At 44.5% G+C, this 15,249-nt stretch carries 15 protein-coding genes and 1 pseudogene; 9 read left to right on the plus strand and 7 right to left on the minus strand.

Annotated elements, in window-relative coordinates:
- A partial coding sequence (locus SHEWPOL2_RS22965) for a twin-arginine translocation signal domain-containing protein (protein ID WP_157173879.1) occupies positions 1-130 on the minus strand: 130 nt, incomplete at its 3' end.
- Positions 131-398: 268 nt separating this feature from the next.
- On the opposite strand from SHEWPOL2_RS22965, the gene SHEWPOL2_RS19085 reads away from it, so the two are divergent.
- Positions 399-824, plus strand: coding sequence for a CBS domain-containing protein (locus tag SHEWPOL2_RS19085; protein ID WP_037430735.1), 426 nt, complete (start codon positions 399-401; stop codon positions 822-824).
- 79 nt (positions 825-903) lie between these two features.
- Complete coding sequence (locus SHEWPOL2_RS19090) at positions 904-1,509, plus strand: DUF4274 domain-containing protein (protein WP_037430737.1); 606 nt, start codon at positions 904-906, stop codon at positions 1,507-1,509.
- Positions 1,510-1,536: 27 nt separating this feature from the next.
- Here the strand turns inward: SHEWPOL2_RS19090 and SHEWPOL2_RS19095 are convergent, their stop codons facing one another.
- Positions 1,537-2,898, minus strand: a complete 1,362-nt coding sequence (locus tag SHEWPOL2_RS19095) for an MATE family efflux transporter (protein ID WP_037430739.1) — start codon at positions 2,896-2,898, stop codon at positions 1,537-1,539.
- A 340-nt stretch (positions 2,899-3,238) separates the two neighbouring features.
- Between SHEWPOL2_RS19095 and SHEWPOL2_RS19100 the strand changes: the two genes are divergently transcribed.
- A complete protein-coding gene (locus SHEWPOL2_RS19100) occupies positions 3,239-4,153 on the plus strand; it encodes an alpha/beta hydrolase (RefSeq protein ID WP_037430742.1) in 915 nt (304 codons plus the stop codon).
- A gap of 94 nt (positions 4,154-4,247) precedes the next feature.
- On the opposite strand, the gene SHEWPOL2_RS19105 is transcribed toward SHEWPOL2_RS19100, so the two are convergent.
- Entirely contained in the window at positions 4,248-4,730 is a 483-nt protein-coding gene (locus tag SHEWPOL2_RS19105; RefSeq protein WP_037430745.1) for a cupin domain-containing protein, read from the minus strand.
- A gap of 277 nt (positions 4,731-5,007) precedes the next feature.
- Here SHEWPOL2_RS19105 and SHEWPOL2_RS19110 point away from each other — a divergent pair, with 277 nt between their 5' ends.
- Positions 5,008-5,916 (plus strand): GGDEF domain-containing protein, encoded by a 909-nt coding sequence (locus tag SHEWPOL2_RS19110; RefSeq protein ID WP_037430746.1) that lies wholly within the window; start codon positions 5,008-5,010, stop codon positions 5,914-5,916.
- An 83-nt stretch (positions 5,917-5,999) separates the two neighbouring features.
- Here SHEWPOL2_RS19110 and SHEWPOL2_RS19115 read toward each other — a convergent pair whose 3' ends face one another.
- The 3 genes from SHEWPOL2_RS19115 to SHEWPOL2_RS19125 all read right to left on the minus strand — a co-directional run bounded on the left by SHEWPOL2_RS19115 (position 6,000) and on the right by SHEWPOL2_RS19125 (position 9,132).
- Positions 6,000-8,186, minus strand: a complete 2,187-nt coding sequence (locus tag SHEWPOL2_RS19115) for an OsmC domain/YcaO domain-containing protein (RefSeq protein ID WP_037430748.1) — start codon at positions 8,184-8,186, stop codon at positions 6,000-6,002.
- Between the two features lie 214 nt (positions 8,187-8,400).
- Positions 8,401-8,640 carry a hypothetical protein gene (locus SHEWPOL2_RS19120; RefSeq protein WP_037430749.1) on the minus strand — a complete coding sequence of 80 codons (240 nt, stop codon included), beginning with the start codon at positions 8,638-8,640 and terminating at the stop codon, positions 8,401-8,403.
- A gap of 102 nt (positions 8,641-8,742) precedes the next feature.
- Positions 8,743-9,132 (minus strand): ribosome recycling factor family protein, encoded by a 390-nt coding sequence (locus SHEWPOL2_RS19125; protein WP_037430750.1) that lies wholly within the window; start codon positions 9,130-9,132, stop codon positions 8,743-8,745.
- A gap of 322 nt (positions 9,133-9,454) precedes the next feature.
- Between SHEWPOL2_RS19125 and SHEWPOL2_RS19130 the strand changes: the two genes are divergently transcribed.
- From SHEWPOL2_RS19130 to SHEWPOL2_RS22970, 5 genes are all read left to right on the plus strand, one after another.
- Positions 9,455-9,700, plus strand: coding sequence for a DUF3297 family protein (locus tag SHEWPOL2_RS19130; RefSeq protein ID WP_011624059.1), 246 nt, complete (start codon positions 9,455-9,457; stop codon positions 9,698-9,700).
- Between the two features lie 357 nt (positions 9,701-10,057).
- A complete protein-coding gene (locus tag SHEWPOL2_RS23055) occupies positions 10,058-10,960 on the plus strand; it encodes a nuclease-related domain-containing protein (RefSeq protein WP_037430752.1) in 903 nt (300 codons plus the stop codon).
- 202 nt (positions 10,961-11,162) lie between these two features.
- Positions 11,163-12,743 (plus strand): AAA family ATPase, encoded by a 1,581-nt coding sequence (locus tag SHEWPOL2_RS22300; RefSeq protein WP_050991410.1) that lies wholly within the window; start codon positions 11,163-11,165, stop codon positions 12,741-12,743.
- A 593-nt stretch (positions 12,744-13,336) separates the two neighbouring features.
- A complete protein-coding gene (locus SHEWPOL2_RS19150) occupies positions 13,337-13,831 on the plus strand; it encodes a hypothetical protein (RefSeq protein ID WP_037430758.1) in 495 nt (164 codons plus the stop codon).
- Between the two features lie 336 nt (positions 13,832-14,167).
- Positions 14,168-14,371 (plus strand): hypothetical protein, encoded by a 204-nt coding sequence (locus tag SHEWPOL2_RS22970; protein WP_157173880.1) that lies wholly within the window; start codon positions 14,168-14,170, stop codon positions 14,369-14,371.
- Positions 14,372-14,420: 49 nt separating this feature from the next.
- On the opposite strand, the pseudogene SHEWPOL2_RS19155 reads toward SHEWPOL2_RS22970, so the two are convergent.
- Positions 14,421-15,249 (minus strand): annotated as a pseudogene (locus tag SHEWPOL2_RS19155) (glycine dehydrogenase (aminomethyl-transferring)); the annotation flags it as partial.

Consider the following 15,249-nt stretch of genomic DNA (forward strand, 5'->3'; position numbering starts at 1 on the left):
AAAACTGTGCGGGCACAGAGTTATCATCATTACTGTCACTACACCCCATTAGGCCGTAGGAAATCACTGCGGCACCAATACCTTTGGCTGACATGGCTAAAAAATCACGACGAGTCACGGTTCGTTTCATTATTATTATTCCTTTCTAAGATGAGGGTTCACTGGTATGAGGTCTAATAAGGCCCCGATTGTGAGACATCACTGTTACACATTTGTGACATCTTTGTCAGCCTTTTATGATTTCTTTTAATTCATAAGCTTATACTGGATGACGTACTTTATTTGTACAGCACTGGCACAAGCTATGATTAAGCTGCTAACATCGGATCAGTGGCAAATCGCTCAGATTTTGGCTCATGCTGAGTCAAACCAGAGCATTGTTAAAAAAGGAATTTAGGATGAAAGTCAGCGATATTATGAGCACAGAGGTCATCTGCATCAGCGATGGTGCGAGCCTTAAAGATGCCCACCATTTAATGCAAACCCGCAGCGTGCGCCATTTACCTGTTATTTCTGAAACCGACGGCACCTTAGTCGGTATTCTTACCCACAAAAAGATGATCGCCAGCGTATTGTCTATGTTGAATAAATACGGCCAAGGCGCGCTCGATCGCAAAGAACGCTATACCCCCATAGCGACTGTGATGGACAAAGACTGCCAGCAGTTAACTGCGGATGAACCTTTAACCGTGGTAGTCGAATACTTTATCGGTAATAAACTCGGCTGTTTACCCGTAGTGGATAACAATAAGAAAGTATTGGGAATAGTCACCTCGTCCGACTTTATCAAGCTCTGTCGTACCCTGCTGCAACAGCAAGCTTAACCTCTAATACTCGCCCAATTCCTCGCCAGCTCTCGCAGAGCTGGCGAGTGTGCTTATTTCAACACTCCCAAGGACGCCTGTGGCCAAGTTATTAACCCAAGAACAATTTATTCGCGCCTATGAATGCGCCGAATTAGGTTGTATTGCCAATCAACAACGACTCGCCCAATTGCTCGCCGATCCCGATTATGACGCTTTACATGAATACAGCGTCTACTTTGGTAAAGTGGCGACACAAATCATCTGTATCAGTGACTTACAAAGTATGGAGGAATTGCATTTTGTCGCGGGCAACCTGAATTGGGATGACCATGATCCCGATATGGTGAGGGCAATTATCGAACATCCACTCTGTGATGCGGGTACCGCCTTATTGCTCTACTGGTACGGACAAGGCTTTTATTACTCCACGCCGGAGACACTCGATACCCCATTTGGACAGCTATTCAAAAACATAACCGAACGATTTATTAAGCGCGGCTATGCCAGTTATAAAATCCATTTTGACCCGATTAAAGAATGTTTTATGCCCTCATTAGAGGATGTGTTGGCGCAAGGATACCAAATTCCCGGTGCGCTTTTTGCCCCCTACAGCACCATGGAAATCGAAACCGATGCAGGGCACCCAAGGTATCTACAATTTAAAAATGAACTGCTGAAATCGGGTAAATGGGGCAACCAATAAGGGTTGACCTTTTATTATCAGAACGATTTAAGCTGAGGTTGCTGGCGGAATACGCGTAAAACGCTGCCAGCGACCCGAGCGCCAACGGTGTACCATAATCAAGCCTCGCACCCACTCGTCGGCCGCAACGGCAAGCCAAGCGGCAAGTACGCCATAACCTAAATGCAGCCCAAAGAACCAAGCTAACAGTACGCCAATGCCCCACATGCTAAACAGGCCCACGCGCACAGGAAACGCCACATCCCCCGCGCCTTTTAATGCCGAAATAATCACCAGATTAAAGACTCGGCCGGTTTCCAGCGCGATAGAGCCCAATAGCAGAAGTGCAGTAAGTTCAATCACTTCAGGATTTTCACTCAACCAACCCACAATGGTAAAACGCTGCCAATAAAAGGTTAACACTATGGCAAGGGAGACGATAAAGCCTACTAAGCAATACTTTTGCACCCGCACAGTGATCTCATCAAACCATTGTTTACCGACGTAGTAACCGGTTTGAATTTGCGCCGCCTGCCCTAGCGCCACCGCAAAACAGTAAATAAAACGGCTGATATTCAAGCCATAGGTATAAGCCGTCAGCGAGAGCGTGCCCATCTGGCTAATAAAATAGATGATGGTCATCTGCGCCACATTGTAGGACAGCATTTCGCCTGCATTAAGCAAACCTATGCGCATCACGCTCCAATAGGTACTGCGCGGCAATAACTTAAGTCGTTGCATTGGCAACGGAATATGCTTACTGCGGATCACTGCCAGCATAATCAAGGCTCCAATCATCTGGCTGGTCACTGTTGAAATCGCCACCCCAGTTACCCCATAAACCGGCAAACCAAAGGGAGAATAGAGGGCAATATAGTTACCGAGCACATTCATCAATCCCGTACTCAATGTGACCAACATAGCCGAGCGGGTAAAACCGTAACTACGTAAGATGGCGGCAAAGGCAATGTTCATCACCAGCCCGATACTCAAACTGCCGCAGATCAGCAGATAATCGTAACCATAGCCCGCAACCTTAGGATCTAGCGCAAATAAACCGATAATGCCGTGGGCACCGAAAAACATCGATGCGCCCATCACCACTGCTAAACCTAAACTTAAGGCCACGCTGGCGACACCAATATCAGTCGCCTGTTGGGTTCGCCCCGCACCATTATTTTGACTGATCAGAATGCTGGCACCCGTGCTGACCATCATCGACATCACCATCATAAAAAACATCAATTGAGTGGTGAGTCCCACCGCGGCGACGGCATTGTCGGAATACTGGCTCAGCATAAAAATATCGCTGATCCCGAGTAAGGATTGCAGCAAGGTTTCGATAAAAATCGGCCAAGTGAGGGCGACAATGCCCATGCGTTGTTGCAGGGTTTTAGCTGATGTGGCCACGTCCGATCCTTACCGCTGGAAGACAAGTGAAATAGCAATAACACGCCAAGGCTGGCGAGCGGTAATTTTCTTACATTTTTAGATTGTGCTCAATCCTTCATCAAACCTAAAACCTGCCCCTGCAACCGTATTCATCGGGCGAAGCTCAATACATAGGAGTCGCAATACATCAGCAATGACAAATCAATAAGCGTTAATCAATAACTGCTAATCAACTGAAATAGATGGCGTTAATTGCAAATCCCCCATGACACACTACCCTTTTCTAGATTGAGTCGATACACTTTGCCGACCACAATGGGCGATAAACGCTCGCCGAATATATTCAGGGAAACTGCACATGAGCCAACGCTATTTAGAAGACGGAATTAAACAATTGGTGAGCGAGTTTATCGCCGCAGGTTGCCCTTCGGTGCGCGAGCAAAGCCTTGAGGAACGTCGCCAAGGTTATATTGCCAGCACGGTATTGGCTGGCGAGCCGGAGGCTGTGTTTGAGGTCAAAACCTTATCCCTTGAGGGTATAGAATTAACCCTGTTTAAGCCCTCGGCGGATAACAATTTACCCGTGGTTATTTACTATCACGGTGGTTGTTTTGTTAGTGGCGGCATCGCTACTCATAATCAGCAACTGCGTAAAATTGCCAATGATTCCGGCGCATTAGTGGTGGCGGTTAGCTATCGTCTCGCCCCTGAGCATGTGTACCCAGCAGCCCATGACGATGCCTTCAATGCGGCCAATCTCGTGCAGCAACATTGCCAGCAATGGGGCGGTGACAACACTAATATCACCTTGATGGGCGACAGTGCCGGCGGCCATTTAGCCTTAGTCACTTGCCTGCGGTTAAAGGCAAAGGGGGAATGGTTACCTAAAAAACAAGTGCTTATCTATCCGATGTTGGATGCGACCGCCAAGAGCCAGAGTTATATCGACAATGGCGACAAGTACATTATCACCCGCGACACGCTGCTCACGGGCTTTGATATGTACCTCGACTGGCATCCCAGAACCGATGTTGAAGCCAGCCCACTGCGTAGCCAGGATTTAGCAGGTTTACCCGAAACTCACATTATTACCGCCGAGTTCGATCCACTGTTAGATGAGGGCGAGCAGCTATTCCGTAACCTATTAGATGCAGGCGTCGATGCCCATTGCCGCCGCTATTTAGGGGTGATCCACGGCTTCTTCCAACTCGCTGGCGTCAGCCAATCGGCACGTGATGCCATGGTGCAGATAACCCACATTATTCGCACTTAACCTCAGTAAGCCGCATGTCGAGATAAAAGCCATGCGGCGATCGAATCCAGTCAACGAATAACCTATTGCATGATAACGCAATGATCTAACGGCGCTATTTCGCCTCTGGTCGACTCAGCTTGTAGATCACTTCTTTATGCTGCGGATACATCGCCAGCAAAGCTTCTTGGTTAAACAACTCAAAGTCATCAAAGGTAAAACCGGGTGATACCATACAGCCCACCAGCGAGAATCCATCTTGATTCATCGCCGAGCCAAAAATGCAGCCCTTAGGCACTAAAAACTGTGGTCTTTCGCCCGCAGCTAAATCAAGCCCTAACTGCGCCGTGGTCAGCTCGCCTTCGGGGGAAATCATATAAATCGTCAATGATTGCCCCGCATGGAAATACCACATCTCATCGGCCGTAAGTCGATGAAAATGCGACACTTCACCCGTTCGCAGTAAGAAATAAATACTGCTCCACAGCTGACGACTCGGATCGAAGGCCGAATCGGAGCGATAAGACGAACGGTAATATCCGCCTTCTACATGCTGCTCAAGCGCTAAATACTGAATAAAATCATCTGCCGTGTGCATGGCATTTCCTCGTTTTAAATGTTAATGCGCCAAAGTTTACACTCTCACCTAAATGGGATTAACCCTAATTGTTTGCAGATCGAGGATTTGACCACAAAAACCACCTAAACTGATAAAGCTAGTCGACTATTCATCATATTGTTAACAATGCTGAACCCAAGTTTAAGGTTTGAATATCCACAAAAAAAAGCTAAATTCAAAACCAAATGACTGCCAATAATGACATTTGCAGTAGCAAGGATAATGAACACATAAAATGTGTCAGGGAGTAGATTTGATGATCAATGTTGAGCAAATCGCTTTAGTGCTGGACGCCCTACCCGATCCAGCGTTTATCCTTTCCCAAAGTGGTCGTTATATTGCGGTGTTTGGCGGTAAAGATGATCGTTATTACCATGATGGTAGTGGATTAGTCGGCCTATATATCAGTGACGTATTAAACGAAGAAAAAGCCAATTATTACCTCAGCATTATTGAACAAGCATTAATCAGCCGTAAATTGCAGATTGAAGAATATGAGCTCAGTAATAAGGATGTCAAAGGCTTATCCGATCAAGGTCCATCAGAACCCATCTGGTTTGAGGGACGCGTTCAAGCGCTGGATTTTCTTGTTGATAACGAGCCTGTCGTCCTTTGGGTTGCAAGTAATATGTCCAAACGCCATCAGCTTGAAGTCCAGCTACGGCAATTAAGCGATACAGACCAACTCACAGGACTATTTAACCGTCGCCGATTAGAGCGTGACTTAAACCTCCTATTCGATACCTATAGTCGCTACCATGTGCCTGCCTCCATCTTAATGCTGGATCTCGATCATCTAAAACAGATCAATGATCAGCTTGGCCACCATGCGGGGGACAATGTCATTGTGACCGTCGCCGATACCTGCAAGCAGCAATTCCGCAAAACCGACAGTGCCTACCGTTTTGGTGGGGATGAGTTTGTCATCGCCCTACCCGGCGTTGAATACGATCAAGCCATAGTGTTTGCAGAATTTCTCTGCGATTGCTGCTTCAAAGCACTACAAAAACACGCCGTAAATGGACTCTTTGCCACCGTCAGCATAGGCGTCGCCACCATAGAGGCAGACGATAAATCCTATGAAGATACCCTGAAACGCGCCGATGCCGCGCTCTATCAAGCCAAGCGGGATGGCAAAAATCGCGTTATCGCCAATAGTGCTTAAGGCTGTATATCCATGGCAAACGGCCATTAAAAAAGCGAACCTAGGTTCGCTTTTTCTACACATCAACTTCTTAGCTATAGCTATTAGTTCGCCGCTTTGGCCTTGCGGGCGGCGTGCAGTTTTTTATAGCTTTCGATTAAGCGTAAATGCGGCTCAATCCCTTCGAGTTGCATGCTGGTCTTAGTTAAACCGCTAAAGCGGATTTTACCTGTGACGCTACCAACCACTTGTTCCATGACTTCCGCGCCAAACATGCGGGTAAAGTTATGGCTAAAGTCTTCGAGTTCAAGGTCTTCATCCAGCGTCACTTCCAGTACCGCGCTCATTGCTTGGTAAAACAGATTGCGCTTCACGGTGTTGTCGTTAAATTGCAAAAACTCACCGACTAATTCCAGCGCCTCTTCATGCGCGCCGAGTGCGAGATAAATCAGGATCTTAAGCTCGATAATCGTCAACTTACCCCAGACGGTATTTTCATCGAAGACGATACCAATCAGGGTACGAATATCGGTGTAGTTATCGAGCTGACTTTCTTCTAAGCGATTGACTAGGTTAACCAATTGCTTAGTGCTTAGAGAATGCAGATTCAGAATATCTTCACGGTAATCCAGCGCCTTGTTGGTGTTATCCCAAATCAGGTCTTCTACTGGATAAACCTCAGAGTAATCAGGCACTAAAATACGGCAAGCCGATGCACCTAATTCGGTAAATTCGGCAACATACACCTCTTTACCGAGGTCTTCTAAAATGCCGAATAAGCGGTCCGCTTCCTCTTCATTGGTGCCGGAGAAATCCCATTCGCAAAACTCATAGTCATGCTTACTGCTAAAGAAGCGCCATGAGATAACCCCTGTTGAGTCGATAAAGTGCTCAACAAAGTTTTCAGGCTCGCTCACCGCCATGCTATTAAAGGTCGGTTTTGGCACATCGTTTAGGCCTTCAAAACTGCGACCTTGGAGTAATTCGGTCAGGCTGCGCTCCAATGCCACCTCAAAACTTGGGTGGGCGCCGAAGGAGGCAAATACCCCGCCGGTTTTCGGGTTCATCAGGGTGACGCACATCACCGGGAATTGGCCGCCTAAGGAGGCATCTTTCACCACCACAGGGAAGCCTTGTTCTTCTAAGCCCTTAATGCCCGCGAGAATGCTTGGGTATTTTTCTAACACCGACATAGGCACGTCTGGCAGGACGATTTCCTGCTCGATAATTTGGCGTTTCACCGCGCGCTCGAAGATCTCAGAGAGACACTGCACTTCGGCTTCTTTCAGGTTATTACCCGCGCTCATGCCGTTGCTTAAGAACAGGTTTTCAATCAGGTTTGATGGAAAGTACACTGTCTCGCCATCGGATTTACGGGTATAAGGAATCGCACAAATACCACGTTCACGATTGCCCGAGTTAGTGTCGATAAGATGCGAGCCACACAGCTCCTCATCTGGATTGTAAATCTCGAGGCAATAGTCATCTAACAGGCCTGCTGGCAGCGAATCATCCTCTTCTAAGGCAAACCATTTTTCATTGGGGTAATGCACAAACTCGCTGTTAGCGATTTCAACCCCAAAGAATTGATCGTTATAGAAGAAGTTATTGTTTAACCGCTCAATAAATTCACCGAGGGCCGAGCACAGCGCGCTCTCTTTGGTTGCGCCTTTACCATTGGTAAAACACATGGGCGATGCGGCATCACGGATATGCAGTGACCATACATTAGGCACGATATTACGCCATGAGGAGATCTCAATCTTCATCCCCAGCTCAGCAAGCATCGCCGTCATATTGGCAATGGTCTGCTCTAGCGGTAAGTCCTTACCCAAAATATAGGTGCTGCTATCGCCACCAGGGTGGCCCATCAACATGGCATTGGCGTCGGCATCGAGGTTTTCAACGGTTTCGATTCTAAACTCTGGGCCAGTCTGCACCACTTTCTTTACTGTGCAGCGGTCGATAGAGCGCAAAATTCCTTCGCGATCTTTATCCGAAATATCATCGGGCAATTCGACATTGATCTGGAAAATCTGGTTGTAGCGATCTTCGGGGTCGACAATATTGTTTTGCGACAGGCGGATATTGTCCGTCGGAATATCGCGGGATTTGCAATACACCTTCACAAAGTAGGCCGCACACAGTGCCGAAGAAGCTAAGAAATAATCGAAGGGGCTCGGCGCCGAGCCATCGCCCTTATAACGAATGGGCTGATCGGCCGTGACCGTAAAATCGTCAAACTTGGCTTCGAGTCTCAGGTTGTCGAGAAAATTAACTTTGATTTCCATTAGAATTTTTCCACTCAATATGCTCAAACGCGGTAATCGCATCCGTTACCGCACAGCATTGCCCTTAGGCGCTATCATCTGGGGAGAATTATCGGTGTTTTTCGCCCATTAGTCTTGGGTTAATTATGTTAAAAAAACACCAGCGGGAGTTTATGCCTTGAGCAACAAGCAAAAAGTGGGATTTATTGCGGCATTGACTGTGGTTTGGCTAAAGTTACTCAGAACTGCCTTGCTTATCCGCTTCGCGTTTCACCAGTAAAAAGGTGAGATACATCTTGGTCGGCAGGGATAACGCCATGCCAACGGCAACGCATACGGCGCTGATAATAATGCCTTTTACGCCCATGGCTTCAACGGTCACATTAAAGTTATGCAGATAAATGCCAAGCGCAATCAGGCACAGCCCGATGCTAATACAGATTTTTAACAGGGTGATTAGCCTAGCATCCGTCATGGTTTACGCCGCCATTCATAAAATTTGGCTAATATAGTGACCGCTTTAACAGGCGCCTGTGTTGATGCAAATCAAAGGCGGCTCACTCCCACAAGCAAAGCGCTAGAGTTCGGCATCAAAGCGGGCAAGGCGCGCCTCGCTGATGCTGCATTGGGTCTGCTGCATAAGCTCACCTAAGGTAATGGCGGGATTTTGGTTGATCAGGCGAACCAGTTTTGCGCTGAGTGGTTCAAGCTTATCGGCGTGTTGTAATAAAGCGCTGTCGATCTTTTTGATCATAAAGGTAAATTCGGCAGTCTCGCCATCAACTTTAAACTCGGTGCAGCAGTTTTGAATGGCGATAGCCTGCCCTGTGATACTCCAATTACGGGAGCGGCGCACCCGCTTAAGCTCGCAGTCGTGCTTTAGCGCCATTGCCTGCGCACGCTTTGCCGCCTCGCGGCCGATGCGATGGATAAGTGATGGCAAGGGAATACTAATATCATCATGCATGGCAAGTTAACTATCGGGCCTTGGGTCGAATGTGGGTGAATAACGGAGCGCGGCTATAAGTTGTAAGCGCGTGCCTTAAGCACTAAGCACTAAGCACTAAGCCTTAAGATGCCTTTAGCGCGAAACCTATAGCCAACGCCGCCAGAGTTTACCTTGCAGGGCGTGCGAACAAAAGACGATACAGGCAGATGCTACAACTCACGCTGAGTGCCACTCGCCCAAGATAGCGGCTTAGGCGTCACAGACTGACAACAACAGTCCTTGAGCAAGGCGGCGGGATTGCCTACAATAACGCACTTTTTGTTCACTACAGATAACGACCATGACTGACACAACTTCACAACCCGCATTACCGGATCGTCTTTCGGTTAACCCACGCAGCCGCCACCATGTGGCTGAAGTCTTCCAATACGATGTGGGTATCCGCGTGAACGGTAAAGAACGTTTCGATGTTGAAGAATACTGCATCAGCGAAGGCTGGGTTAAAGTACCAAGCAAATCCTTAGACCGTCGCGGTCAACCTCTACTGTTAACCATCAAAGGCACAGTAGAAGCATTTTACCGTTAAGCAGCCACTGCTAACGACAAATAATAACGGCCAATTCGATTGGCCGTTTTTATTTACCCTGCATAACCCCAAAACGCCCACCAATACCTCTCCTCAAATATTCACAAGTTGTTATTTAAAATAAGTATTTGTGATAAAACGCATTGATTACACCGCATAACGCGGGTTAAAGTGTGACCACTAAGGGAAATGCAGAGCCACACTCGAACACCCATATCGAGCACGCTATTTAGGGATGAAGCAGCCAATCAATTATCTGACTCCCCTCTTAACAGCCACCTCTGTCACCAAGGTATAAAGCACATTCCTTATATGTGCGTTATAGAATAAAAAAACCTTTTTACTTCAAGGATGTAAATGGCAGATTTCGGCAGCAATCTATTATCCGTTGTAATTATTCTATCCAGCCTATTTGTCGGAGCAGGAGTGTTGCATGTGTTTCTTCGCTACCGCGATGCAACGCTAACCCTACCCGTTGACCGTGAGCAGCTAACCCGCATACCTGCCTACGGCTTACAAAAGCAAATCCAAGATCTGCAATTAGATTTAATGGGTTACATGATGATGGGAGCCATGATTTTTTGCTTCCCCTTTGCACTCAACAGCATTCAAGCACATATTGCAGCAGGCAAATTCCCTTGGATGTTAAGTATTTCAGCGTTAATGGGCTTAAGCTATTGCAGCTTTAAAACGTGGAAAAACTTTTCCAAACTTACCAAATTACGCCTAGGGCATACGGCCGAAATCGCCACCGCCAATGAACTAATCGGCCTACAAGCCTTGGGTTATCAAGTGTTTCACGATGTCCAAGCCGACGGCTTTAATATCGACCACCTCGTAATCGGCAAAAATGGCGTATTCGCGATTGAAACCAAAGGCCGCCATAAGCGCAATAAAGACCTACGCCAAACCAATGGCAATGGCAAAAAAGGCTATGAAGTATTTTACAAAGACGGGCGCTTAAACTTCCCCTCGTGGACAGAAACCAAACCCATAGAACAGGCCGAACGTCAGGCCAAGTGGGTCAGCCAGTGGTTAACCAAAGCCACAGGCTCCCCCGTCGCCGCCACCCCAGCCCTAGTATTCCCCGGCTGGTATGTCACAAGTCAATCAAAACCACCGCTGCCGATCCTGAACCACAAACAATTAGTCGGAACGATCCCGAAACTGAAAACCCAAGATCTTACCCAGCAACAAGTCGACACCATCATCTACCAAGTCGCCCAAAGATGCCTAAGTAAAAGCGAGGTGGGGAAGTAACACATTAAATAAACCAATTTTTTATAAAGGAATTTTTACATAGGCTCATTTATTTAATCCCTTACAATAGCAAAATAAATAAAAATACATTACAAACAATATCTTACACATTAACATGATTTATAAGGAGCACAAATGCAAATTCACAGTGTTATTAGACTCTCAGTTTATCTATTCTATAAAACAACCTAAAGGCGATAAAATGAAAGGCATTAGAATTCAAGGACTTAAAAGCCTTGCAGATACTGACTATATTCCAATAAAGCCTCTAACTGTTTTATTGGGTGAGAATAGCTCTGGTAAAAGTACTTTTCTGAGAACATTTCCACTATTTCGACAAAGTTTAAGCTCAATAACTAGAGGGCCAATTCTATGGTTTGGTTCATTTGTTGACTTTGGTAGTTATGAGAATGCTCTTTCAAAATACTCCACAGACAACTCTATAAGCTTTGGATTTAAAACAAAAATATCGCTCAGCACAGATACTCAACCCTATTACTACGTTAGAATGTTTGAAGGATTAGAAGGAAATTATGAAATTCAATTCACTATCGAAGGTGACTCTCAAAACAAAAATGCAGAAATAACAAAAATAAGAGTTATTTATTCAGATATAACCTGCAACATAAATTTTAGCAAAACCTCAAAACTAGAAAGTTTAATGGTTAACGAGTACGATTTTACCAATATTTTCGAAAACTGCTTTATCCAAAGGGATAATGGGAAGTCTGCATTACTACCTATTATAAACTTCAAAGTCAATGAAAAAAACTACCACCAATATTATAGATACAGAATCCCTGCTAATTTCATCAATGATGATGTAATTAACAAACTTACAAATGAAGTAAAAAAATATTGCCACATAAGATCAAATCCAGAGGAAATAACCCATAGAGTAATTAACATTGAAAATCTTGACAACAACTTTTTCAACCACCTAAAAAAAGCATCAAACACTTCTACCTGGAAGAAAAAAATAGCTCAAATAAAAGATTGCAACAATAAACTAAACGATATAAAGCTTTTGATTTTTGCATATAAAATACCTAGCCTACTTTATATTTTGAATGAAAAAATTGCAAGTTACTTTAGCAGCGTAAAATATATAGCACCATTACGAGCCACAGCTGAAAGATATTATAGAACACAAGATTTAAGTGTTGAAGAAGTAGATTACCAAGGTAAAAACCTAGCAATGTTTTTAAACAACCTTTCAGAAGGACAAAAAAGAAAATATAAAGACTGGTTATTAGAAAATTTTGGATTTCAACTTGATGCCCTATCTGATAGCGGTCATCTAAGTTTAAAGTTACGCTATAAAGACTCGAATAACTACTATAATGTAACTGACATGGGTTTTGGCTTTTCTCAAATACTACCAATTATTACACAGCTATGGTTTTCCACATTCGAAAAGCCCAAGAATAATGACCGACACATTACATTTAAAGATTCTAACATCATAGTAATTGAACAACCTGAACTTCATCTACACCCAAGATTTCAATCACGTTTAGTGGATGTATTTGTAAAAGCGATCATGCTATCTGAAAAAAACAAATCCCATCTTCAACTAATAATTGAAACTCACAGCGAGACCATCGTTAACCAAATTGGGCATAGAATTTATCAGAAAAAACTCTCAGCCAAAGATGTGTCAATTGTGATTTTCGAAAAAAAATCATCTGATTTACCAGCATCTGTAACTTTAGCCAATTTTGATGATGAAGGCAATTTAGAGAGTTGGCCATGGGGATTTTTTGAAGCGGAACTTGACTAAAAATGATAATAAAATTGCACAACTCGCTACTAGATTATTTAAATCAAGATAGGCTAACAGATAATGAAATAGAAGTATTTGCTGACATTGCTTCATTTCGAAAAAAAGGACGTGGATTTGTCTTAGCAAATAAAGAATTATTACAGAAACTTATTGAGTATAAAAACTTCGCACAATACACAAAAAGTTCATATATTCAAATCTACTGAGACCAAACCAAATGGTTCAATCTGATTAAAAACTTCAACTTTATCATTACCATTACATCAGAAAGCTATCAAATAAGTGAGTATGAATCTATAAATCCATCTGAAATATTTGTAAAACTTTCCAGCTTCAACAATAGAGAACCTGTTATCATTGCAGAAAATTCAACTGACATTAAATTTTTCACCTCGATCACAAAATCATATATAGCGCTAAAAGGAATTAGTGGTGTTTCATTTTGTTACCGTACAGTTCTAGGAGGCGGAGATACAACTTATCAAGTAATAAATGATCATCAAAAAGATAATGATGGACCAGCAATATGCATATTAGACTCGGATAAAACATCTCCTAATTCTGAATTAGGCAGCACTGTAAAAAAAGTATTGGAACATACTACACCAAATAAACTTACAAAAATAATAATAACCGACTCTAGGGAAGCTGAAAATATAATACCATTCAAAATTTTAAAAAATATCTTTAATTCTAACAACACACAACTTAAAAAAATTAATGAATATGAAAAATATAGAGATATAAAACTAGACAAAGACTTACCTGTTAAATATATTGATTTTAAAAAAGGCGTGAAGTTATCTCTTGCAAATCAAAGAGACGGATATAATGGGAATATATATTGGGACGAAATATTTAATCATCTAGGGATTACAGAACGTTGCAACTGTCCAAGCATAAAAAAGTGTACATGCACTATAGTTGACGGTTTTGGCAGCGATATACTCCGCTCAACTGTTGAAAATTTGGAGAAAAATCCCTTCTGTTTTTCGGAAGTTGAAGATATTTACCAAGATGAACTTGCCTACATATGCGAAAATTTAATCCCTTTCATTTTAGCGCCACATGCATTAGCTTCATAAAACTAATTAGTGGACGTAATAAATTGATAACGATTTAAAATGGGTAAAGAATGACAGGACAAGCATGACTCTTTACTCAATGGTTACACCAAAACTGGCATTGTTGCACCAGTGACCTTCTAAAACAGGATGTTTTAGTAGAGCCTACAGGGATGTATCTACGGCGAGTCACTGGTGTAACAGTGCGAGAGCCTGCGGCAGGCAATTGGGAAGTACAAAGAATGACAGGACAGGCATAACTCTTAACTCAATGATTACGAATGACAGGACAGGCATAACTCATCACTCAATGGTTACACCAGAACTGGCATTGTTGCACCAGTGACCTTCTAAAACATGGATGTTTTAGTAGAGCCTACAGGGATGTATTTACGGCGTGTCACTGGTGTAACAGTGCTAAAGCCTGCGGCAGGCAATTGGGAAGTACTGTTGCCAAAAGCCATGCAAAAGCAACTTCGCACCACTCAACTCAGCAGAAACTACTTCAATAAAAACACAACTAAAAACCAAATTGCTGGCAATAAAAAAGCGAATCGCTAAGGGTTCGCTTTCATCAAACGTTAGACCTGAATAACGTACTATTCAGCCCCTACTCGTAGTCTGATATCGGCACACACGCACAGAATAAATTCCTGTCGCCGTACACATCATCAATACGGTTCACGGTTGGCCAGAACTTGTTAGTACGCACTGCGGCACTTGGGAACACGGCAACTTCACGGCTGTATGGGCGTGAATCGAACGCTGGGTCCATAATATCGGCCATAGTGTGTGGCGCGTTGTGCAGCGGGTTGTTGTCCGCTGGCCACTCGCCCGCTTCAACTTTCGCGATTTCGGCGCGGATTGACACCATAGCGTCGATAAAGCGGTCCAGTTCAACCTTAGACTCAGATTCGGTTGGCTCAATCATCAGCGTGCCCGCAACAGGGAAGCTCATGGTTGGCGCGTGGAAACCGTAGTCGTTCAGACGCTTAGCGATATCCATTTCGGTCACGCCAGAGGCTTCTTTGATGGGACGCAGGTCGATAATACATTCGTGCGCGACGCGATCGTTACGGCCACGGAACAGTACTGGGTAGTGTTCAGACAGCTTCTTCATCACGTAGTTAGCGTTTAACAGCGCAGTTTGAGTCGACTTTTTCAGGCCGTTTGAACCGAGCAGCTTAATGTACATCCAGCTGATTGGCAGAATGCCAGCACTGCCGTATGGCGCAGCCGATACTGCACCGTTGTTATCGCTTTCGCGGCCTGGTTTCACCACTACGTGACCCGCGACGAACGGCGCTAAGTGCGCTTTCACGCCGATTGGGCCCATACCAGGACCACCGCCGCCGTGTGGAATGGCGAAGGTTTTGTGCAGGTTAAGGTGCGATACGTCGGCACCGATAAAGCCTGGTGAGGTTAAGCCAACTTGGGCG

Source organism: Shewanella sp. POL2 (genome assembly GCF_000282755.1).
Lineage (GTDB): Bacteria > Pseudomonadota > Gammaproteobacteria > Enterobacterales > Shewanellaceae > Shewanella > Shewanella xiamenensis.

Excerpts from the sequence above, each read along its gene's own strand:
- SHEWPOL2_RS19120 (WP_037430749.1), bottom strand. The coding sequence starts at position 8,640 with ATGACGGATGCTAGGCTAATCACCCTGTTAAAAATCTGTATTAGCATC.
- SHEWPOL2_RS19110 (WP_037430746.1), top strand. The coding sequence starts at position 5,008 with ATGATCAATGTTGAGCAAATCGCTTTAGTGCTGGACGCCCTACCCGAT.
- SHEWPOL2_RS22300 (WP_050991410.1), top strand. The coding sequence starts at position 11,163 with ATGAAAGGCATTAGAATTCAAGGACTTAAAAGCCTTGCAGATACTGAC.
- SHEWPOL2_RS19115 (WP_037430748.1), bottom strand. The coding sequence starts at position 8,186 with ATGGAAATCAAAGTTAATTTTCTCGACAACCTGAGACTCGAAGCCAAG.
- SHEWPOL2_RS19125 (WP_037430750.1), bottom strand. The coding sequence starts at position 9,132 with ATGCATGATGATATTAGTATTCCCTTGCCATCACTTATCCATCGCATC.
- SHEWPOL2_RS19105 (WP_037430745.1), bottom strand. The coding sequence starts at position 4,730 with ATGCACACGGCAGATGATTTTATTCAGTATTTAGCGCTTGAGCAGCAT.
- SHEWPOL2_RS22970 (WP_157173880.1), top strand. The coding sequence starts at position 14,168 with ATGGATGTTTTAGTAGAGCCTACAGGGATGTATTTACGGCGTGTCACT.
- SHEWPOL2_RS19130 (WP_011624059.1), top strand. The coding sequence starts at position 9,455 with ATGACTGACACAACTTCACAACCCGCATTACCGGATCGTCTTTCGGTT.
- SHEWPOL2_RS23055 (WP_037430752.1), top strand. The coding sequence starts at position 10,058 with ATGGCAGATTTCGGCAGCAATCTATTATCCGTTGTAATTATTCTATCC.
- SHEWPOL2_RS19100 (WP_037430742.1), top strand. The coding sequence starts at position 3,239 with ATGAGCCAACGCTATTTAGAAGACGGAATTAAACAATTGGTGAGCGAG.
- SHEWPOL2_RS19085 (WP_037430735.1), top strand. The coding sequence starts at position 399 with ATGAAAGTCAGCGATATTATGAGCACAGAGGTCATCTGCATCAGCGAT.